Raw genomic sequence first — 20636 nt, forward strand, 5'->3', positions numbered from 1 at the left:
ACGATGGCAACAACGAGCAAAAAACAACGAATCGATAAAATACTCGGCAATCTTGGTTATGGCACACGCAGTGAACTAAAGCGTGCAGTTAAGCAAGGGCGCATTCGTGTAGACGGACAAACCGTCAAAGACAGCGGTTTACAAGTTGATCCGCAGCAAAGCGAGCTTGAATTTGATGGACAGCGTGTCGATTATCGTGAATATATTTATGTTATGCTCAACAAGCCACAAGGCGTTATTTCGGCAACCGAAGACCGCCGCGATCGCACGGTAATTGATTTGCTTGATGAGGAGTATCGGGTGTTTGAGCCGTTTCCGGTAGGACGACTGGATAAAGATACCGAAGGGCTGTTGCTGCTCACAAATGACGGTCAGCTTGCCCATGAACTGTTGTCGCCACGCAAGCACGTACCCAAAACGTACGTAGCGGATGTGCTGGGCGATGTGAATGAGCATGATGTGGAGCGCTTTAAAGAAGGGGTCACATTGGATGACGGTTATATGACGATGCCTGCCGCATTGGAAATTACCGGCTCCTCGCACACAGCGGACGGTACGGTGTCACAAATTCGGTTGACGATTTCGGAAGGCAAGTTTCACCAAGTCAAACGCATGTTTGAAGCGGTTGGGAAAAAGGTGATTTATTTGCAGCGTGTTTCGATGGGCGCATTGGAGCTTGATCCAGGCTTGCCGCTTGGACATTACCGTGAATTAACCGCGATCGAGCTGGAGCTGCTCGGTCGCAGCGAAGAAGTATAAGCAAGCGAGAAGTCTTATCAAGCAGGAAGTGTAATAAAGAAAGAAGCACAATAAAGAATGGAGATGGAACGATGCACTATCAATTGATTGCACTGGATATGGACGGTACATTGTTAACCGATGATCATCATATTTTGCCACGTACAGCGGCTGCGCTGCAAGAGCTTGCCGGGCGCGGCGTGGAGATTGTATTTTGCACCGGGCGCACGCCGACTAACTCGATTCCTTATATGAAGCAGCTCGGCTTGCATGAAGATGGGCATGTGATCGTGCATAATGGTGCGGCAACCGTTCATACCGGCACAGGCAAAATTGTGCATCAGTTTCCACTTGATGGAGCGGCATTGGACAGCTATATTAGCTATTGCCGTAGCCATGAGCTGCATTTTGATGTGAATACCGCCTATGACATTTATGTCGATTCGCTTGAAAATATGCAGGCGGCAGCACAGGATATGTACGCTCAGTTTCAAGGCTTTAATATGCAGCCGCGACTGTTACCGCATTGGAGTGAATTGAGCGAACCGGTACTCAAGCTAAGCGTATTTGCACAGCCGGATCAGCTTGATGCAGCATATGCGGATTGGAGTCTGTGGACGCCGACATTTAATGTACAGCGCAGCGGTGAATTTTTTATCGATCTGATGCATCTAGACGCATCCAAAGGCACTGCTCTACAAGCATTCGCTCAGCAAAAAGGCATCGCACCCGAGCATATTATGGCGATCGGTAATTATTACAATGATCTGTCGATGATTCGTTATGCCGGGCTGGGGATTGCGGTCGACAACTCGCCGCTTGATGTGAAAGCAGCCGCAGACGAGATCACATTGTCGAATAACGAAGACGGCGTATATCATATGCTAAAAAAATATTGCGATGTGTCTGTGTGAACATAGCAGGCTATTTCAATCACACACCAGATGTGAACGTAAATCAGCATGTCACCAATCAATACAACATCAGTGCTTCCCACTGTCGTATAGCTGTCTGACAGGTGACAGCAGTTAGGCTACATATGCAAATCATACAACCTGAAAGACCGCTGATGGCAGACAATGCAACGACAAATGATACATTACAGTAGTGCCGCTCGATTTTTGAGCGGTTTTGTTATGTTGGTCTGCGCCAATCCATGATACAATCGTGTAGTAGAAAGCTCAGACGTGTGTACCGATTGCCGTTCAATCGGACAATGAACTGACAGGAAGGAGGAATATTTTTGAGATTGTTGCAGGCACTGTTTTTTCCTCCTGAACAACCGGGGGGCGTATCATCGATGATTCCATATTTGCAGGAGCGCTTTAGTTCGGCGCGCTGGGAGATGGAGTTATTTTCTTTGCCTAAGCGTATTCGCAACAAAGGCAAAGATGATGTCGTATTTGAAACATTTGACTGGACGATTTACGGAGAAAGTCCGATTGTACAAAAATACATTCAAACGTATCGTGACTATCGCTGGTGGGCAAAGCTCAGGCTAACTAAACCGTACGATCTGATTCATTCCCATCATCCGCTAGTCGGATTGGTCATGCGTGAAGTGTTTCCGCACACACCGATCATTCAGACGATTCACTCCAGCTATGAACGCGAGCTCATCTTAAACGGCAAAATACAGGCAGGCAGCAGCGAACAGCAGTTTCTAATCTCACTTTATCGCGAGTTGGAGCTGAAAACCGATCGCTTAATGACGGTTTCGCAATCGTTTAAAAGTTATCTGGCACCTTATGTGGAGTATGCGGAACGCATTATCGTATTGCCGAACGGTTTTGACGAGAAGCGTTTCAAACCGATTCCACATGAAAATGAAGTGCCTCAACTGATGACCGTTTGTCGCCTTGTACCGGCAAAAGGGCTGGATACATTGCTTAAAGCGTGCGCGATTTTGAAGCAGCATGGACATGCGTATGTACTGCATATTATCGGAGATGGACCAAGTCGCACCGAACTGGAAAATATGGCGCGTGAGCTTGGCATTTATGAGGATACGATCTTTTACGGGTATACGCTTCATCCTGAAGAATTTATGCCATTTTTCGATATTTTTGTATTGCCGTCACGAGCGGAGGCGTTTGGTTCAGTGTTTGCGGAGGCAGCATTATGCTGGCTGGCGCTCGTTGGTACGGATGTAGGCGGTATTGCCGAGCAGATTGAGGACGGCGTAAACGGTCTACTCGTGCCGCCGGATCACGAGCAATTGCTAGCAGAAGCGTTGGAAAAAGTCATTGCCGATCCTGCCTATCGTTATGAACTAGCGCGTACTGGCTGGGAAAAAGCAAAAACGCATTATTCGCTCGGACATGTAGTAAACGAGCTGAAAAAGCTGTATCTGGAATTTGTGCCTGAACAGCCAACGACCCGGATGACGGATATGGCGGCACCGCAATTAGAAGGCGAAACGTAAGTACAACCTATAATGATACACAATGGCAGGAAATGCTACACAAGCGACGAATACATCAAAATGTGATGTAAGACGTAGCCAGTCCAAGCAACAGCGCGTAGGATGACAACATACACCTATACAAAGACGCACGCACTAACAGAAGCAATTGCAACGCAGCTGATAACATGCTTGGACTCGACCGATATGAATGATGGAGGACGGATGATGGAACAATTAAAACAACGTATTTTGGAAGAAGCAACCGTATTATCAAGTGATGTACTAAAGCTGGACGCATTGCTTAATCAGCAGGTTGATCCGCAGCTGATGATGAGCATGGGGAAAGAATTTGCACGTCTGTATGAAGGTGAACGTATTACACGCGTTGTGACCGTCGAATCGTCAGGCATTCCGGTTGCATTTGCAACCGCGCTCGAACTCGGTGTACCGCTCGTATTTGCACGCCGTAAAAAGACGCTGCTTGCTGATCCGGATGCACTCGTTGAGCGTGTGCCGTCGTTTACGAAAGGTATTGTGACCGATATTTTGCTGTCCAAACAATTTGTGACCGAACATGATCGCATTTTGTTTATCGATGACATTATCGCTAATGGTGATGCGGCACGCGGGCTGGTCAAAATTATTCAGCGTTCCGGTGCAACGCTCGTCGGCGTCGGCATCGTCATTGAAAAATGCTTCCAAAATGGTGCGAATGCGATTCGTGAACAAGGCATTCGTCTCGATTCGCTCGTCAAAATCGCTTCACTGGACGATGGCAAAATTACATTTGCGTAAGCGATAAGGCAAGCGCTCTGCATCGCTCCAGGCATGAACGCTGTCAACCATCTCGTACACATCGATTGTAAAATGATATTTTAAAATTATTTATGCATTTTATTTCGGTTTGTCTTATGATATAAGTAGATGTGACCGATAGTGTAAATATAACCCCATGATCCGACACTAGACTTGGATAAGCTTACACGGATTTTACCAAAATACGATATTTTCTTTCCAAATGGGGTCCCGTTGTCTTATAATAAAGATATGTTAGGGAGGGGAGGCAGACTAATGAGCAAAGAGCCGATCACTGAACAATTTTTCCTGAACAAACTGGCTGACGCAAAAGTACACTTCGAACGTGCTTTGGATTGCAAGCACACTGAATTTGATGACCTGTATCCCTATATGATTGAACATCCTCAGTTCTTTTGGTACAAACGTTATGTAGCATGGTCTGAATTGCTGACTATTGTGAATTTGTGTCAAGAGCTGGACTTCGCCTGGGAGCCGCAATTTTCGAATCATCAGGTAGAGTACGTCAATGAGCGTGTGATGTCCGCTAAAGTGCTTGATTATTGGTTCGAGAAAAACGATTCCAAAGAGCATGCACAGCGTTAATCATATTTTGGATCATCATTCCATTTGCTTTAACAAGACCTAAATGATCATTCATTTAGGTCTTTTTTTGATCGTTAACATCTGCGGTAGGGATGAGGTTATGATCGGATGAGACAACGGTGAGATTATACGGTCATGCAAACGTATATTCATATAGCTGTTCATAAGACAGCCATACCGATGCCTACGCCTACCGAACGGTTATACGAATGGCAATCGATAGGCTGGATTGCACAGCTGGAAAGGAGCAATTGAGATGATTAGTGAAGAACAACTGGACGCCTATCGTCTGTCCGGTGAAAAGGTACGTGTCGTACGCGATGATATTCGCGACAATGATGTGCGCGGTATTGTGATCGCTTGGGATGATGAGTATGTGCTCATTCGCCGTCCGAATCGGAATGTGGTCAAGTTAAGCCGTCATTATATCATTCAACCGTCCAAAGAGCCGCGCCGTAGCCCGTTAGATGAACAAATGATAGCTAATCCCGATGAATCAATCACAGATGAATCGTAGTGCTAAAGTGACAAGTAGTGATGAGTAGTGACAAGTAGTGATGAGTAGTGACAAGTAGTGATGAGTAGTGATGAGTAGTGATGACTACGATGGCGCTAATCATCGAAAGCATCGATATGCAACAAGAAATATAAGATATAAAAAGAAACACGAAAAGAAGCACAAAAAGAAACACAAGCAAAAGACCTTGTCTCCGCTGTTTGCGGTTCAAGGTCTTTTTGGCGTAGCTATTGGGGACTGTTCACGGTGTATGAACTAGGCTACATATGCTCAAACTGTCTCTGCCAAAGTCCTCATATCGTCGTAAGTGGGGAAATCGCAATTATAGGGGGATAATCGCGATTTCTAGATTCAGAAAAGGGACAAAGCTGCAAAATTTACATATTGGTATCGTTTAGCTGCTGATTATGATATACGTCGCCTTGCTTATGAGGGTGAAGCTAACGATCTATTTATAAAGCCGGTTTGTGTAAACAAAGGACGTTTAGCAGAGACAGAGGCAAACATCAATTGGGCAAAACATAGGCTAACAGATCATTTCTATCGCTTAAACGATATCGACTCAACTCATTCGGGAGCGCTGAACGATAAACAGCATGATTGTATCCAGCACTATAGCTGTATATTTTAGTTCATTATGCGCCGGTACGATAAGGTGCATAATTGCCTGCATAACGTGTCGATTTGTTTACACGTGTAGGGGAGAAAGCAGGCGTTTCGGATTGATCATCCGTATGCGTTGACGCTGTAGTCGTAACGTTTGTGCTTAAGCCAACGTATGCGCGCATACGTGCAGATGCTTCGTGATAAAACTCGTCGGCAGGAATGTGAAAGGTTCCATGATGGCCCTTGCACAGGATTTGCGCTTGTACATCATGTTCGGATCGATCGACTTCATATAGGCGGATTTGATGTCTGCGCAAATCACGTCGTACTTCGGACAATAACAAATTGGTACGATCAATACCACCCTGGATAATTTCCATATACAATGCGGGACTATCAAAAGCGTCCTGATGCTTCATCATACGGGCATCATGATCGAATTTCTTCTGAATATAAGTTAGCAGCAAATAGCTTTTTACTAGGGAACGTTCTTCTGCAGATAAAAAGACAGCCATTCATTTCACCACCTTATAGGAACGGATGTTTCGGGAACTTATGTTCTCATTATAGCGAACATGGGGGATATTGGCAAGCATTATGTATAAAAATATCCAAAAATATGTGTGCGATGGTAGCGGTATTTTGCATACAATTTGTGGAGCAATGATATGGATGTGTATCTTATTTTAGTATGTTGCTGCCGACGTATAAACGTGATAAACAAACAGGAGCAACGACGAACAAGCTCGCAGTTGCTCCTGTTTTCGGTTTTAATATAAAGCTAACATATAGATAAATGGATGTGCACATACAATGGCATCAAATAATCGTAGCAACAAGCTTCTGTCTTCCATATTATTCCACGTAAACTGTTAACAAGTGAGTATTAAACAAGTTTCACATGTAAAAATTGACGTAAATTTTACATTGAACGTCACTATAAAAGCGATTATAGTTAATAATTGTAATATATATAATTAATATACATAAAATTAAATGATAGGATTATTTGGTGGGCATGTCTAGTTGTACGATATGGAGAAAATCAAACTCCACTTCGCAACCATGTCCTTGTGGACAGCATGCATACACACCACATTGGAAAGGAGTCTGATCATTCACATCATCGAACAGATGCGCAATTCTCATTTGCTGCCATGCCGGTTCTGATGCGTTATCATCTGTCGGCTCTGCGTATTCAATCGTGTAATCACCAGCAACACGGGTAATGCGGAACATTAGCTCTGTAAAGCCTGCCTGGAAGTTTTGTGTCGACCAGTCGGAATAACCATTGTTCGTCACTACTGCACCGAGCTTGGCATGTCCATCGGTTTCAAATTCAACCGATGTTTTCAGCCAGCAACGATCGGAAAAGCGAACCATCAGCCCGGCTTGATCATATTGATGTACCGGGTATGTACGGACGCGTGTCGTCATTTGAAAATCGCCCTGCACTTTGGCAAAGAGAAAATGCCCGTTATCGACCCGAAAGCCGTAATGCGTTTTTTGCCAAAAATCGGTTTCTGCTAGCGGCTTGAAGGTGAGCACCTGTTTTTGCGAGCTGATCGACCAGTTTTCCGGTGGGGAGTGCCATTGCAGTCGTTCGTCTAATGTCGTTTCAGTGAAATTTTCCAGCACGTTCGTCATCATAGTTGCTCCTTTGCATACGTTTATTGTGGGCAGCAGCACCATTGGGGCTGTGCGCTCATTCATTATGTTGAAATTGACTGGAAATATCAAGCTTCTAAACATAATTATGGGAAGGTGAAGGTGGACATGAAACGAATTTTTAGGTTGAGTTGTGCGTTTTATTTTTTGATTGGGATTACGAGCGTTATGCTTGGTGCACTATTGCCGGTCATTTTGCCGCATTATCAGCGCAGTTATAGCGATGGTGGTACGCTGCTGTTTTTGCAGTTTATCGGTTTTCTTGCCGGGGTGTTAATCTCGCCTTCACTGTCGGCAGGCATCGGACGTAAACGCTTGCTTTTGATCGCTTTAACTGCGATTACGCTGGCATATGCAGTTATGGGCACGATGCCTGCGTGGGGCTGGATGGTAATGATGACGATCTTCGTCGGTTTTGGCTCCGGTATTATCGAATCTTCGATCGGCGCATTTACGATTGAATTTGCCGAGGAGCAGAAGGCGGTAGCGATGACAAAGCTGGATGTGTATTTTGGTGTCGGCTCGATGCTGTTGCCGGCGCTGGCAAGTTTGTATATTTATCTCGGTGTATGGCATCTGTCGTTTTATACGGTCGCATTGTCCACATTGGTGTTGTTGTTGTTCTGGATGCGAATGCCTGCGGACAGCTCGGCGCATTTGCATCAGGATCAGATGAACACGGATACGACAGCAGCGGCGGCGAAGCCTAAATATCAAAGTGGACAATTGAAGTTATTATCGATCTTTGTGTTATTTTTCTTTGTTTATATGGGCATCGAATTAGGTATGATGAATTTTCTACCTTCGATTTTGATCGAAAGTATTCATATTAGCGATGCGGCGGCTTCGCTTAGTGTTACCTTTTTCTGGGGAGCGATTACGATTGGACGGTTGTTTGTCGGACGGATGGCGGAATCGATGAGTTATGCGCCGTTTCTAATTGGCAGCACGATCGCTTCAATGCTGCTCATTATTGCGCTGGCGCTCTTTTCCAGCCCGGTTATGATGTATGTGCTTATTTTCGGAGTTGGCTTTTGCATTTCGGGTCTGTTCTCGATCGCGCTCGTATTTGCCAATACGCTAATGCCTGGCATGGTGGAACGAACGACGAGTACGCTGATTGCAGCTGGCGGGATCGGCGGTTCGGTGCTGCAATATTTGATCGGTTGGAGTATGGATCATTGGTCGGTCGGACCGACATTGTGGATTTTTGCACTGTTTGCGTTTGTGTTGCTGATTAGTCTTGTGCTCGTACAACAGTTGCCGACGAATCGGACTGCGGTACGTGCAGGGATGGAATCGAAGTATTGAGCGAGCTAGTAGGCTGACCGCGTTAAATAAGTAGTTTGCTCGTGCAGAGCAGCGATGTTGTCCTGCTACAATTCCAGTGTATTTTCATAAGGTAGAGTGAATGAGACACTGAATGTAAGCTGGTCAGCCGACTAGGACAGTACGCAAACTTGATTGGTTAGGGCATCATCGACTGTGGTGCGGAATAGGCGGGGATTCTCGCCTCGACTAGGAAGTTACGGAATAGGAGAGAAGGTAGATTGCTAGTCTCAAAGAAGTATGGTCTTTTGCTACGCAACCCCCTTTTTCATTGCACATTGTGTTAAGTACATTTACAGTCTGTCGATCTAATTATCGCTTGAGTATAAATAGTTTAAGGCATGTTGGAACACAATTTTCACTTGAGACAGCTTACTAGATGTCGTCCTTACTCTTTATTTCCTTCCTGTAGTGAAGTGCTGCTTGCGCCTACGAGTTTGCGTACACGATCCAAATCAATGCGTTGTAGTCATAGTTATCGGTTGTACGTGTCGATTTCAGCTTGAAGGAGGTGGTGCCTGCCTTTTCGGTTATAGAATAGCCGGAAAGGGAATTGGCAGATGATCATGCAGTAGGAACAGGAGACGTACGGATGGCAGTTTTGCCTGGGAGCGTATGTATCCTGCCAATGAGCGTATGTAGATGAGTAGACAGAGAAGATGCAGCAATTTCCATTCAGTGCAAGCGGGCATAACGACATGCATAGATACGTATCACAAGATGATCATAGCATCGTATGATGTTTGTGGTGTTAGATGAAAATAGTTCTTATAATAAGGTGTTAATAAGATCAACCTATATAATAAATATCGTGTTTGCGTCAAAAATATTAATAAATTAGCTGTTATTCTCTGTCTGCAAGTAGGCGAAGCCGGAAAGTCACAACCGTTTGTCAAGGCGGACAAACGGATAGGGTGTAGTACATGTCATAAGGGGCAGGCAAGCAAACGGAATGCGTATAGATTACAGAAGCGCAGTTCGGCTATAAACAGACCCATCATATTGCAATATTGGTGTCCGATTGTATTGCTATTCTATCCATGTGGAGGGATTATACATGTCAACAACTACAGAAAGCCGTTTTTCGATTGGGCAAGGAATCCGTTTGATTGATGATGCCGGGAATGAATATTTGGATGGGGTATCCGGTACGTTTAACTTGTCACTAGGCTACAATCACCCTTATGTTGTGGAAAAGATTCAGGAGCAGGTTGGTAATCTGACGCATATGTCATCTTCTTTTACCGAGCCGTATGTGGAGGAAGTGCTGTCGTTATTGTTGGAGGAAGCGCCGAACGGAATTGATGCGGGCTGGATGCGTGATATTACCGGCTCTACCGCTAATGAATGTGCAACCAAAATTGCGCAAAAATATACCGGTGAGCGCGATATTGTCAGTTTGTATTATTCGCATCATGGTCAGACACAGTTCGCAACCGGTATTTCAGGCAATGCGTTTCGTCGTAAAGGTTTTCCGAATTCTTCGGTTCCTAATGCACTCCATGTCCCTGTACCGTACTGCTACCGTTGCCCGTTCCAAAGCGACCCGGATCATTGCGCAATGCAATGTATTGAAGCGCTGTCCGATCAGCTAGAATTTGGCGGCTCCGGTTCTACCGCTTGCATGATTATCGAGCCGATTCTTGGCAATGGCGGCAATATTATTCCACCGCTAGAATATTTCAAACAATTGCGTAAACTGTGTGATGAGCACGATATGTTACTGATCGCTGATGAAGTGCAGACAGGTATCGGACGCACGGGTTATATGTATGCCAGTACATTATTTGATATTAAACCGGATATGATTACGCTCGCCAAAGGGCTTGGTGGGATCGGTGTGCCGGTGGCAGCCGTACTGATGCAATCTCGCCTCAATGTGCTGGAAAAGCACGAGCATTCTTTTACATCCGGCAGCAATATGATTTCGCTAACAGCCGCGCGTTCGACGATGGAAGTTGTATCCGCACCTGGCTTCCTTGAAAGTGTGCGCACCAAAGGCGAATTGCTCGGCAATATACTGTCCCCACTGGCAGAGCTGTATCCTGATACGATCGGTGAAGCGCGTGGTGTTGGCTTAATGTGGGGGCTGGAAATCGTCGATGCAGATGGCGCGCCGGATTCCCGCAAAGCGAATGCGATCGTCGATTTGGCATTCCGTGAAGAAAATCTAATCTTGCGCGGCTCGCGTTATGGTTTTGGTAATGTGGTGAAAGTACGTCCATCACTAACGGTGACAGAAGATGAAATTGTCGAGATCGTCGGTCGTCTGGAACGTGTATTGCAAAAAATGGGTTAATCTATAAAGGGGGAAAATGATAATGCTTTCACTTGTTTATCGTTCAGCATGGGATGTGGCACTGGAAGAACGTCCACGCCCGCAAATTCGTGGCGATCATGATGTGATCGTACGCATTCACGCTACCGGTGTATGTGGTACCGATCTCGGCATTATTAGCGGTAAATACCATGCCAAATCGTCGATTATTCTCGGTCATGAATCCGCCGGTGAAGTGATCGAGATCGGGCCGAATGTACAAAATCTGCAACCGGGCGATCGTGTCGTCATCGATCCGACGTATTATTGCGGTCAGTGCAAAATGTGCCGTACCGGACGGCAAAATCATTGCCTGCATAAAAGTACAACCGAAACTGGTGTTAGCAGTGATGGTACGTTTACCGATTATTATGTGACCGAAGATCGGTTCTTGTATAAGCTAGCCGATCATGTCAGTTATGAAGAAGCGACATTAACGGAACCGCTCAGTTGTATGTTGACTGGCATTAATCAAATTCAGTTGCTGCCGAATTTCCGGACGATCATTCTCGGTGCTGGGCCGATCGGTATGCTGTACAGTTATGCGCTCGCTTCCAAAGGTGTAATCGGCAGTATCGTTGACATTTCCGAGGAACGGCTAGAGCTCGCTCGTTCGATCGCTCCGGATCGCTGGGATACGTATGCTTCCTTTGATGCTGCTGTGCAAGGTATCTCGCCCGATGATCATCAAGTCGATCTGATCGTCGATACGACAGGTGCGATCGGTACGCAAGTATTGTCCAATTTGGCGCATGGCGGTTATTTGATGCTAGTCGGTTTGCGCGATGGGGTGAGCCATTTTAATCCAAAAGAGGTCGTTGATCGCAGCCTCAAAATTATCGGTTCGATCGATTCGCTCGGCACATTCGCGACTGCCCATTATATGATCGAACGCGGTCTCGTACCGGCAAAAAAGCTGATCACACATACGTATCCGCTACAATCGTATCAGGAAGCGTTCCGTATGCTCGGCTGTGATTTGGACGACGGCACATTAACGACCGCTTCTGGCGCAATTAAAGTTGTACTTCAATCGACCTGATGCCAAAATAAGTTTGTGACTGATGTGACTGATGTGACTGATGTGACTGATGTGACTGATGTGACTGATGTGACTGATGTGACTGATGTGACTGATGTGACTGATGTGACTGATGTGACTGATGTGACTGATGTGCACGGCTGTGGCGAACAGAAAATGAAACCGGCAGCCATGTACACCGGTAAAAGATAGCAGGACAGCGATTGCACAGTACAGGAGGAATGTGAACGATGACAAGCGAGCAAACGGGTATATCGGCAGTTGCAGATACACATTTAGGGCAAGCTGCGGACTGGCTGGTGGAGCCGATCGCAGGCGTTATTTTTGATATGGATGGCGTGCTGATCGACAGTGAGCCGATCTATTTTGACATTGAAAAAAGTACGTTTGTTCATTTTGGTGCACAGGTTGAGCAGGAAGAACATCATACGTATGTGGGCGTAACACTTGCATCGATGTTTCAGCAAGTGCAGCAGCGGCACAGGCTGAGCTGTACGGTAGAGGAGATGTTATCGTTTCATGTGCAGCATGTGATGGATGTGATCCGCAAACATCCGGAGCTGCGCCCGTTTGAGGGACTAGTTGCCTGGCTCGACTGGCTGCATGAAGCAGGCATACCGATGGTTGTTGCCTCATCGTCACCGCGTGCGCTGATCGAGCTAATTTTGGAGCGGCTGGAACTGCGTGGCTATTTTCAAGGCATAGTAAGCGGTGAAGAAGTGGCGCATGGTAAGCCGGCGCCGGATATTTTCCTGCATGCAGCCGGGATGCTCGGCGTGCAGCCGGAACGTTGTTTGGTGATCGAAGATTCCCGCAATGGTGTAAAAGCCGCCCGCTCTGCAAGCATGCGCTGCATCGGGCATCAAAATCCTGGCTCTGGTATGCAAAATTTGGAGCAGGCGCATACGGTCATTCACAATTACGCAGAATTGTTTGCCTTGCGTGGGCAATTGCCTTTCTATAGAAGAAACGCGCAGTAATGATAGGCAGTGAGCGGTAGATGGTGCATTGGCAATGAAGTTATGTCGTGCTAATGTGCAGTAAGTCAGTTCACGCAAATATCGCACGATGCAACGCTGAGTCATGCAAGCCGGTGATTGGTAATCGAGCAGCCGCATCTGAATAGAGCGACGATCGATGTGCTTAATCATGTAATGTTGTAAGCGCAAGCAAAGGAAGACGAACAACATTACGTTTAGAGTGTACGAATATTACGAATATAGTGTATGGAAGCATGCTGTTTCTTACGACGCCAGGCATCACCCAACAATTGATGATAGTATTGGCGTCATCCTATACTGTGAGCGGTCAGGTACGTATGTATCGAATCTGACCGCTCGCGGCTATACGGAATATTGTAATAAGAGCAAGCGACGATTGTACTGTAGAGATATACATGTAAGTGAAATACAGCTTTACTAACGTTTAAGTCAGTTTGAACATATTTGCTACATAGTTAAATAAAAAGTTTTTACTAGGCGTGTACGCAAGCTCATAGGATGCGAGAAGCAGGGAACGGACGGAAGCAAATAAAGGGAAAGGATGGACTTCAGTGTTTGCGATTTTCAAACACGAGGTGAAATGAAAAGAGGTTTTTGCGTAGCAAAATACCATACTGCTTCAGTGTTTGCGATTTTCAAACACGAGGTGAAATGAAAAAAGGTTTTTGCGTAGCAAAATCCCCTACAGATTTGAGCACAGGAATGTACTCCTACTCCGTACATCCCTGTGCGAGACGGGAGTCCGTCGCCTTATTCCGTCCCGCAGCGGTGAATGCTTTAACTTACCAGGTTTGCGTACACGCCCTAGCATGATAGATATGAAGCGGCGAAGTTTTGCATATTCATTGACCCTAGCGGATCGTAATGTATAATTTCGATGCCGCCCGATCGTTTATTTATTAGGCTAGATCATCAGGTTAAGCATAACGAGTTCAGTCGTTTTGTCCCCCCTTTCACAATCGATTTAACGGTGTCAGCGCAGCAACGGTATATTTTATAATGAACAGGAGCACATTTGGGTTAGAGTCCATTTAACACAGTACGATAGAAGCTTTTGTATAGGTAAAGCGATAACACACTACCTTAAATCGACAAAGGAGCTGGATAAGATGAGCAATATTGGAGTATGGGAATCGGCAGAGCCGGGCGTAAAACGCTGTATTTTGAATGCGGCGGATGAGCTGATGATGATGGAGGTTCATTTTGAAAAAGGAGCAGAAGGCTATCAACATAGCCATCCACATCAGCAGATGAGTTATTGTTTGAGCGGATCATTTATTTTTACGATTGACGGTGTGCATACGACGATAAGCGCAGGCGAGACGATTGCGATTCCGCCGCATGCGCGTCATGGTGTGTTAGCGTTAGAGGAGAATTCGGCATTGCTGGATGCGTTCACCCCGATTCGCGAAGATTTGCTGAAGCGATAGCTCACTAGCAAAAATCATTAGCCCCCAAGCTGTCCGACTACTTTGACCGATATTAATTTGAGTGTTGGAGCTGTTTTAAGATCGTATTGATCAGCATTTCAGTACACAATAAAAATTAACATTTAACTTGGTCTGCATATTAGCCACAGGCGACACGACGCTTCTTCACACGATTGTGCGGAATTGTTCGGTTACCTGTGGCTGATTATGGTGAATAACATAACGAGGGCTATGAGTAGGAGCCGTCCAACATTTTACCATTACAATGGATATAACAATAAATGCAATAAGGATAGGTACATATTTGGAGCGCATAGCCTTCGTGAATCATTCGTGTCCGTCATCTGCGTGCATAATGTGTATAGGATGCGATGTTTACAATAGAAAGGAGCGATTGTCATGACAGAACGTGTATTTATTAGTCCCGGCAAATATGTGCAAGGGCGCGATGTGATCGCCAAAGCCGGACAATATGTAAAAGCGCTGGATAATAATAGCAAAGCACTCGTCATCGCTGATGAAATCGTATGGGATATCGCTGGCAATCAGGTGCTGACAAGCTTGGAGCAATTTGAGGTCGAGTATGTCAAAGTTGTATTCAATGGCGAAGCGTCGACCAATGAGATCGAGCGACTGACTACAACCGGGCGCGAGCATAGTACACGCATCGTGATCGGTGTTGGTGGTGGCAAAACGCTCGATACCGCCAAAGCGGTCAGCGATTCGCTCGGCGGTTATACGGTGATCGTACCGACGACCGCTTCCACCGATGCGCCGACCAGTGCATTGTCGGTCATTTATTCGGATGAAGGTATATTTGAAAGCTATAAATTTTATACGAAAAATCCTGATCTGATTTTGGTTGATACCGCTATTATTGCAGCTGCACCGCCGCGTTTTCTCGCTTCCGGTATTGCCGATGCGCTCGCTACTTGGGTGGAAGCGAGAGCGGTAATCGAAGCGCGCGCCAACACGATGGCTGGTGGTCTGCCCACATTGGCGGCAGAAGCGATCGCTCGCAAATGCGAGGAGACGCTGTTTGACTTCGGTCTGCTCGCCTATGAATCGGTGCGTCGTAAAGTCGTAACGCCTGCATTGGAAGCGATCGTAGAAGCGAATACGCTGCTAAGCGGACTTGGGTTTGAAAGTGGCGGTCTAGCTGGTGCGCATGCGATCCATAACGGTTTTACCGTGTTGGAAGGGGATATCCACCATATGACACATGGTGAAAAAGTTGCTTTTGGTACATTGACTCAGTTAGCATTAGAGCAGCGACCGATTCAGGAAATTGAAAAATATATCGCTTTTTATATGAGTCTTGATTTGCCGGTAACGTTGGAAGATTTGCATATTGGCAATGTGACGGACGATGATTTGTATCGTGTTGCTGAAGCGGCAACGAAGCCGGATGAAACGGCGCATAATTTGCCGTTTCCGGTCACTGCTGCGGATGTGAAAGATGCGATTATCGCTGCCGACCAATATTCGCATGCTTATAAGCAAAAACATGGACGAGGGTAAACCAACGCTGGCTATGATAACATAAGCTGACCTTTGCTTTTGAACGATTCCGTTCGATTTTTAACAGTTAAAAACATCGTATCTGTGCAGACCCTGCTGTTAGCCATCTAGTAGCAGGGATTTGCTGCTGCTCCGGTCACTTTATTTTTTACAAAAATCCACAATAAAATCGGTCTATTTATCGTCTGAATATGATATAAAAGATAGGGGGAAATAAATAGCAAGCAATCAACAATTTTTACAGGCATAAACAGGCAGTACCGATTCTGTCCGATACAGAAGCGGTGACATCACACAGTAACGCTCGGGAATGGGCGACTGCAGACAGACGTACAGGTTCACGTTGAGATGCCGGAGACTGTAAATAAGGTATACAAATGTTGAACAAGGTAGGGTGTGGGCAATGAGAACAAATATGAAGACAGTTGTATTAAACGGGGAAGATTTTGCTACGGTGGAAGAACTGCATATGACATTGTGTCAGCTGTTAAAATTGCCTGCCGACTATGGTGCCAACCTCGATGCACTATGGGATGGATTGACCGGGCAGATTGAGCTGCCACTGCAAATTGAATGGTTGAATTATGAGCTAAGCTATGAACGGCTCGGAAGTTATGCCGAGCAGGTGCTTGGATTGATGGAGGAAGTGCAAGGCGAAGGCAATGGCTTCCGGGTTTGGGTGCTGCAAAGCAGCGATGCGATGGCATTTTGAGTATAGCTAGCTAGTAAACATCAACTGAAAGCGACATATCATGATCCGCCTAGTACGCTAATCGTTAGCGTATACGGTGCGGATACTATACGAATGTAGTACTTAATTGAAAAGCCGCATGTCCTTTTATTGCTGTTATGCTGTGCTAGGAAGTTAACTAGTGACAGGAGAGCGTATGGCAAAGGGCAGCGGCTTTTTTGCGTTGGTATATGTGTAACGCTAGCAGTAGCAATTCGAATAGACAGATTAGGTCAAAGTGAGTGGTGACGAATGATAGTGTTGAAAATATGGATAACACAAACAATTATTTAAAATTTTACAAAATTAAACGGTGAAATTAAAGATTTTAACGACATCATATGGTATAACTGGTAAGTGAAGGTTGATATCTATAAATGATTTCATTATTTTAGGGTATTGAATTCAACATTGTACCGTATACAGGAGGATGACAAGATGAAAAAGTTTTGGTCAACAGCTTTACTTGCTATGATGCTAGTAGTTGTATTTTTGGCAGGATCACAAGCGCTGCCTGCTGCCAACACGCATAAAGCATCGGCGGCAACATGTACGATTATTAACACATTTGACGGTGTAGCCAATTATGTGGCTGCTAATGGCAAGCTGCCATGCAATTACATAACTAAATCGCAGGCGAGTGCACTTGGCTGGGTATCGTCCAAAGGCAATTTGGCAGATGTCGCTCCAGGCAAAAGTATCGGTGGCGATACGTTCAGCAACCGTGAAGGCTTGTTGCCTAAAGCAAGCGGACGCGTATGGCGTGAAGCGGACATCGATTACACATCCGGCTTCCGCAATTCCAAACGCGTACTGTATTCTAACGATGGGCTAATTTATAAAACGACCGATCATTATGAAAGTTTTACACGCATGAGATAAACGCATACAGAGGCAGTGGGAAACTGCAACTATGCTAGCGATTCTGTCATGTCTAGCTGCCGATCATTGGTGGCAGGATGGCAGAATCGCACTATTGTGGTAATGTAATGATAATGAATAATGTCCACATACATAATGGGTACGGCATTTATAATCTAATTTATAGTGTAGTAGTATAGGGAGGCAACATGATGAAGACTGTTACAATCGACGGTAAAGATTTTCATACTAAGTGTGAACTGCATGAACAACTGAAGGAAAAATTGGAATTGCCGGAATTTTACGGTGCCAATCTGGATGCACTGTGGGATTGTATTACCGGAATGATTGAATTACCGCTGGAGCTACACTGGCTTCATTATAATGTCAGTGAGCAGCGACTTGGTGCACAGGCACAGCGTGTACGTGCGTTGTTGGAAGAAGCGCAAAATGAAAATATTGGCTTTACGTTTATAGTTGAAGATGAAGCACATGTGTAAGCTTGCTAGTTATTGAACGTTAATTGAACGTTATTGGATATCGTTACTGAACGATATTGCATATCAACCCAAAAAACCGACCTACTAAGGTCGGTTTTTTTCGTGAACCTATTTGCGATGATCAGTGTGCAGGCAATCAGTTAGGCGATGTTGTACGTGCAATCGGTTTTTTGAGGAAAAAGCCATAAGAGATAGCACCCAGCAACAATAAACCGGCTCCAAGCAGAAATACATCGTTAAAACTGCCGGTTTTATCAAGAATCAAACCGGTAATGATCGGCGCAAGTGCAGCACCGAGGAAGCCGCCAAAGTTTTGGATGGCACCGAGCGAAGCGACTTGCTCACCTGGGGCGATATCGGCTGCCAATGTCCAGATTACACCGGATGGTAACTGAGAAGCAAAGTAGCCAACCGACAATAGGATGATACTAAGTACGGTGTTATCGATAAATGGGATTGGTGCAACCGAGGCGGCTGCCAGTACTGCACCGCCCACAATCGGCACTTTGCGCGACGTAATCGGATGTACACCTTTGCGGATGAAATAATCTGAAATGATCCCACCAACAAGGACACCGATAATGCCGGCGATAAATGGAATCGAAGCGATCCAGCCCGTCTGCTTGAGGGTAAAGCCCTGTTCCTTTTCCAAATAACTTGGCAACCACGTCAGATAAACCCAGATCGTAAACATAATGCCGAAGTTACCGATAATCATAAACCATGTACTTTTATGTTTGAATAGAGAAGACCAGCTGGCAGTGGACGTTGCGCTTGTTTGTGCTTCGCTCGTAGGTGAGTTGACAGTTGATGTGCTGTTGGCTAGTTCATGATCGGCTGCATGGATAAGCTGTTGTTCGGCAAATGTAGGATCACGATATATTTTGAGCCAAATGATCATCAGCAGTAGCCCGGCAATCCCGATCACAATAAACATTCCGCGCCAGCTCATCGTTAACATCAAAGCAGTCAACAATGGCGGAGCAATCGCATTAGCGATTTGTGAACCGGTGTTAATAATGGAAGTGGGTACTCCACGCTCTTTTTTGGCAAACCAGCGTTCGTTGGACTTTAATGCGGAAGTGAAAAATGGCGACTCGGATACGCCAAGCAACATTCGCATGGCGTACAATAGTGAATAGGAATTGACAAAGGCGCTTATCAATGTGGCGATTGACCATAAGCCAGATGCCCAGGCGAACATTTTACGAGGTCCAAAGCGATCGACCAGCCAACCGGCAGGCAAATTGGCAATCGCATAAGGCCACAAAAATGCCGATAATAACAAGCCCATTTGTGTGGAGGAAAGCCCAAATTGTTGAGCGATCGTCGTGTTGGCGACACTCAAATTCGAACGATCCAAGTAGTTAATTACCGCTCCGGTTAGTAGCAGGATGACGATGCCCCAGCGCAATTTCGGTTTGGAAGTGAGCGGGGATTGCGATGCAGTTTTGCCCGGTGATGGAGTAGAGTGGGTAGCCATTTGTCAACACTCCTTATAATAAACTGAATATGTGAATCTAAATAAAATAAAGTTAAATAAAATAGCTAAAAAAGGTTGTTATACGAATTGAAATTGGATATAACTTTACAGCAAGCGAATCGTAAATTATAAAATAATACCGTTGATGATTGAGTATGATATCTGTTTTGCCTAGGGTCAGCGATCGTTTGTTCGTCAGTAGGTGTATAGGGTACTATCAAGTTAAATGTTTGCGTTTACAAAATAGATTGAAAAAATACAATCATTCCGCCATAACCGACAATCAACATACCACGTCCATTACATCGTCACATTGGGGAATGCGGAGCATATTACATGAAACATGCTCCGTCCAATGTATACGCTATCGTTTGCAATAGTTATTACATGTCTATATTGTACAGAACGTTGCTGTCTATAATAATGTGTAGGCTATAGTTAACGTGCTGCGGCTACAGCAGCTACAAACTCCTGCGCAGCAGCAGTCACTCGGCTATAGTCGCCGTCTTGCTGTGCAGCTTTCGTAATATAGCTACCTACACCGACGCCGATGCAGCCTGCTTGAAGCCATTCATGCACATTTTGCGGTGTTACGCCACCGGTTGGCACGATTGGTGCTTGCGGAAGTGGTGCATTGACCGCTTTGACGAACTGTGGCCCAAGCGTTTCGGCAGGAAACAGTTTCACAATGTCAGCGCCCGCTTCCAGCGTATCGAAAATTTCGGTTGGTGTGTAGGCGCCACTGATCGTTATAGCTTGATAGCGATTAGCGACATCAATCATATCCGAATTGAGCTGTGGACTGACGAGCATTTCAGCACCAGCGAGAATGGCAGCACGTGCGGTTTCAGCGTCTAATATTGTCCCTGCCCCTACCAGTACATCATCGTTTTTATATTTGTCGGACAGTGTACGAATGATGCCGAGTGCATTAGGCACACTCATTGTAATTTCCAGTGCTTTGATCCCGCCTTGAACAGCTGCGTCGGCAACCGCTAGCGCTTCTTGTTCGCTATCTAGACGGATAATCAGTACGATGCCAGTCTCAGCAATTCTGTTGAGATTGTCTAGCTTTCTCCACATTG

Annotated in this window: 20 protein-coding genes; 16 read left to right on the forward strand and 4 right to left on the reverse strand. The window is 45.5% G+C overall.

Going from position 1 to position 20636, the window contains the following annotated elements:
* Nucleotides 1–3: 3 nt before the first annotated feature.
* The 6 genes from U1I11_RS02855 (at nucleotide 4) to U1I11_RS02880 (ending at nucleotide 5063) form a co-directional block, all read left to right on the forward strand.
* Complete coding sequence (locus tag U1I11_RS02855; RefSeq protein ID WP_322903637.1) at nucleotides 4–759, forward strand: pseudouridine synthase; 756 nt, start codon at nucleotides 4–6, stop codon at nucleotides 757–759.
* A gap of 71 nt (nucleotides 760–830) precedes the next feature.
* Entirely contained in the window at nucleotides 831–1652 is an 822-nt protein-coding gene (locus U1I11_RS02860; protein WP_322903638.1) for a Cof-type HAD-IIB family hydrolase, read from the forward strand.
* A 329-nt stretch (nucleotides 1653–1981) separates the two neighbouring features.
* Nucleotides 1982–3163, forward strand: a complete 1182-nt coding sequence (locus U1I11_RS02865; RefSeq protein ID WP_322903639.1) for a glycosyltransferase family 4 protein — start codon at nucleotides 1982–1984, stop codon at nucleotides 3161–3163.
* Between the two features lie 207 nt (nucleotides 3164–3370).
* Nucleotides 3371–3940, forward strand: coding sequence for a xanthine phosphoribosyltransferase (locus tag U1I11_RS02870; RefSeq protein ID WP_322904475.1), 570 nt, complete (start codon nucleotides 3371–3373; stop codon nucleotides 3938–3940).
* A gap of 276 nt (nucleotides 3941–4216) precedes the next feature.
* Nucleotides 4217–4546 carry a hypothetical protein gene (locus U1I11_RS02875; protein ID WP_322903640.1) on the forward strand — a complete coding sequence of 110 codons (330 nt, stop codon included), beginning with the start codon at nucleotides 4217–4219 and terminating at the stop codon, nucleotides 4544–4546.
* A gap of 256 nt (nucleotides 4547–4802) precedes the next feature.
* Nucleotides 4803–5063 carry a hypothetical protein gene (locus U1I11_RS02880; RefSeq protein WP_322903641.1) on the forward strand — a complete coding sequence of 87 codons (261 nt, stop codon included), beginning with the start codon at nucleotides 4803–4805 and terminating at the stop codon, nucleotides 5061–5063.
* A 635-nt stretch (nucleotides 5064–5698) separates the two neighbouring features.
* Here U1I11_RS02880 and U1I11_RS02885 read toward each other — a convergent pair.
* Together U1I11_RS02885 and U1I11_RS02890 are read right to left on the reverse strand one after the other, a co-directional pair.
* A complete protein-coding gene (locus U1I11_RS02885) occupies nucleotides 5699–6184 on the reverse strand; it encodes a YhjD family protein (RefSeq protein ID WP_322903643.1) in 486 nt (161 codons plus the stop codon).
* Between the two features lie 490 nt (nucleotides 6185–6674).
* Nucleotides 6675–7319 carry a DUF1349 domain-containing protein gene (locus U1I11_RS02890; protein ID WP_416235580.1) on the reverse strand — a complete coding sequence of 215 codons (645 nt, stop codon included), beginning with the start codon at nucleotides 7317–7319 and terminating at the stop codon, nucleotides 6675–6677.
* A 126-nt stretch (nucleotides 7320–7445) separates the two neighbouring features.
* Here U1I11_RS02890 and U1I11_RS02895 point away from each other — a divergent pair, with 126 nt between their 5' ends.
* The 10 genes from U1I11_RS02895 (at nucleotide 7446) to U1I11_RS02940 (ending at nucleotide 18068) form a co-directional block, all read left to right on the forward strand.
* The gene (locus U1I11_RS02895; protein ID WP_322903645.1) at nucleotides 7446–8648 is read left to right on the forward strand and encodes an MFS transporter; all 1203 of its coding nucleotides are present in this window, start codon (nucleotides 7446–7448) and stop codon (nucleotides 8646–8648) included.
* Between the two features lie 1075 nt (nucleotides 8649–9723).
* Nucleotides 9724–10965 carry an aspartate aminotransferase family protein gene (locus tag U1I11_RS02900; RefSeq protein ID WP_322903648.1) on the forward strand — a complete coding sequence of 414 codons (1242 nt, stop codon included), beginning with the start codon at nucleotides 9724–9726 and terminating at the stop codon, nucleotides 10963–10965.
* A gap of 22 nt (nucleotides 10966–10987) precedes the next feature.
* Nucleotides 10988–12025 (forward strand): zinc-dependent alcohol dehydrogenase, encoded by a 1038-nt coding sequence (locus U1I11_RS02905; RefSeq protein WP_322903651.1) that lies wholly within the window; start codon nucleotides 10988–10990, stop codon nucleotides 12023–12025.
* 33 nt (nucleotides 12026–12058) lie between these two features.
* Complete coding sequence (locus U1I11_RS02910) at nucleotides 12059–12217, forward strand: hypothetical protein (RefSeq protein ID WP_322903653.1); 159 nt, start codon at nucleotides 12059–12061, stop codon at nucleotides 12215–12217.
* Nucleotides 12218–12255: 38 nt separating this feature from the next.
* The gene (locus tag U1I11_RS02915) at nucleotides 12256–13005 is read left to right on the forward strand and encodes an HAD family hydrolase (protein WP_322903655.1); all 750 of its coding nucleotides are present in this window, start codon (nucleotides 12256–12258) and stop codon (nucleotides 13003–13005) included.
* A gap of 1130 nt (nucleotides 13006–14135) precedes the next feature.
* A complete protein-coding gene (locus U1I11_RS02920; RefSeq protein WP_322903656.1) occupies nucleotides 14136–14456 on the forward strand; it encodes a cupin domain-containing protein in 321 nt (106 codons plus the stop codon).
* Nucleotides 14457–14855: 399 nt separating this feature from the next.
* Nucleotides 14856–15977 carry a glycerol dehydrogenase gene (locus tag U1I11_RS02925; RefSeq protein WP_322903657.1) on the forward strand — a complete coding sequence of 374 codons (1122 nt, stop codon included), beginning with the start codon at nucleotides 14856–14858 and terminating at the stop codon, nucleotides 15975–15977.
* 403 nt (nucleotides 15978–16380) lie between these two features.
* Nucleotides 16381–16689 (forward strand): barstar family protein, encoded by a 309-nt coding sequence (locus U1I11_RS02930; RefSeq protein ID WP_322903658.1) that lies wholly within the window; start codon nucleotides 16381–16383, stop codon nucleotides 16687–16689.
* 456 nt (nucleotides 16690–17145) lie between these two features.
* Nucleotides 17146–17589: a ribonuclease gene (locus tag U1I11_RS02935; protein ID WP_322903660.1), complete on the forward strand. Its 444-nt coding sequence runs from the start codon at nucleotides 17146–17148 to the stop codon at nucleotides 17587–17589.
* A 188-nt stretch (nucleotides 17590–17777) separates the two neighbouring features.
* Nucleotides 17778–18068, forward strand: a complete 291-nt coding sequence (locus tag U1I11_RS02940) for a barstar family protein (RefSeq protein WP_322903662.1) — start codon at nucleotides 17778–17780, stop codon at nucleotides 18066–18068.
* Between the two features lie 136 nt (nucleotides 18069–18204).
* Here U1I11_RS02940 and U1I11_RS02945 read toward each other — a convergent pair whose 3' ends face one another.
* Together U1I11_RS02945 and U1I11_RS02950 are read right to left on the reverse strand one after the other, a co-directional pair.
* A complete protein-coding gene (locus U1I11_RS02945; RefSeq protein ID WP_322903664.1) occupies nucleotides 18205–19551 on the reverse strand; it encodes an MFS transporter in 1347 nt (448 codons plus the stop codon).
* Between the two features lie 438 nt (nucleotides 19552–19989).
* Entirely contained in the window at nucleotides 19990–20634 is a 645-nt protein-coding gene (locus U1I11_RS02950) for a bifunctional 2-keto-4-hydroxyglutarate aldolase/2-keto-3-deoxy-6-phosphogluconate aldolase (protein WP_322903667.1), read from the reverse strand.
* Nucleotides 20635–20636 lie beyond the last annotated feature (2 nt).

The sequence above is a fragment of the Paenibacillus campi genome, assembly GCF_034659835.1.
Classification (GTDB): Bacteria; Bacillota; Bacilli; order Paenibacillales; family Paenibacillaceae; genus Saccharibacillus; species Saccharibacillus campi.

Coding starts and splice junctions, on each gene's coding strand:
- U1I11_RS02885 (WP_322903643.1), bottom strand. CDS start 6,184: ATGGCTGTCTTTTTATCTGCAGAAGAACGTTCCCTAGTAAAAAGCTAT.
- U1I11_RS02895 (WP_322903645.1), top strand. CDS start 7,446: ATGAAACGAATTTTTAGGTTGAGTTGTGCGTTTTATTTTTTGATTGGG.
- U1I11_RS02935 (WP_322903660.1), top strand. CDS start 17,146: ATGAAAAAGTTTTGGTCAACAGCTTTACTTGCTATGATGCTAGTAGTT.
- U1I11_RS02950 (WP_322903667.1), bottom strand. CDS start 20,634: ATGTGGAGAAAGCTAGACAATCTCAACAGAATTGCTGAGACTGGCATC.
- U1I11_RS02920 (WP_322903656.1), top strand. CDS start 14,136: ATGAGCAATATTGGAGTATGGGAATCGGCAGAGCCGGGCGTAAAACGC.
- U1I11_RS02890 (WP_416235580.1), bottom strand. CDS start 7,319: ATGATGACGAACGTGCTGGAAAATTTCACTGAAACGACATTAGACGAA.
- U1I11_RS02855 (WP_322903637.1), top strand. CDS start 4: ATGGCAACAACGAGCAAAAAACAACGAATCGATAAAATACTCGGCAAT.
- U1I11_RS02870 (WP_322904475.1), top strand. CDS start 3,371: ATGGAACAATTAAAACAACGTATTTTGGAAGAAGCAACCGTATTATCA.
- U1I11_RS02945 (WP_322903664.1), bottom strand. CDS start 19,551: ATGGCTACCCACTCTACTCCATCACCGGGCAAAACTGCATCGCAATCC.
- U1I11_RS02900 (WP_322903648.1), top strand. CDS start 9,724: ATGTCAACAACTACAGAAAGCCGTTTTTCGATTGGGCAAGGAATCCGT.
- U1I11_RS02880 (WP_322903641.1), top strand. CDS start 4,803: ATGATTAGTGAAGAACAACTGGACGCCTATCGTCTGTCCGGTGAAAAG.
- U1I11_RS02905 (WP_322903651.1), top strand. CDS start 10,988: ATGCTTTCACTTGTTTATCGTTCAGCATGGGATGTGGCACTGGAAGAA.
- U1I11_RS02940 (WP_322903662.1), top strand. CDS start 17,778: ATGATGAAGACTGTTACAATCGACGGTAAAGATTTTCATACTAAGTGT.
- U1I11_RS02930 (WP_322903658.1), top strand. CDS start 16,381: ATGAGAACAAATATGAAGACAGTTGTATTAAACGGGGAAGATTTTGCT.
- U1I11_RS02915 (WP_322903655.1), top strand. CDS start 12,256: ATGACAAGCGAGCAAACGGGTATATCGGCAGTTGCAGATACACATTTA.
- U1I11_RS02925 (WP_322903657.1), top strand. CDS start 14,856: ATGACAGAACGTGTATTTATTAGTCCCGGCAAATATGTGCAAGGGCGC.
- U1I11_RS02875 (WP_322903640.1), top strand. CDS start 4,217: ATGAGCAAAGAGCCGATCACTGAACAATTTTTCCTGAACAAACTGGCT.
- U1I11_RS02860 (WP_322903638.1), top strand. CDS start 831: ATGCACTATCAATTGATTGCACTGGATATGGACGGTACATTGTTAACC.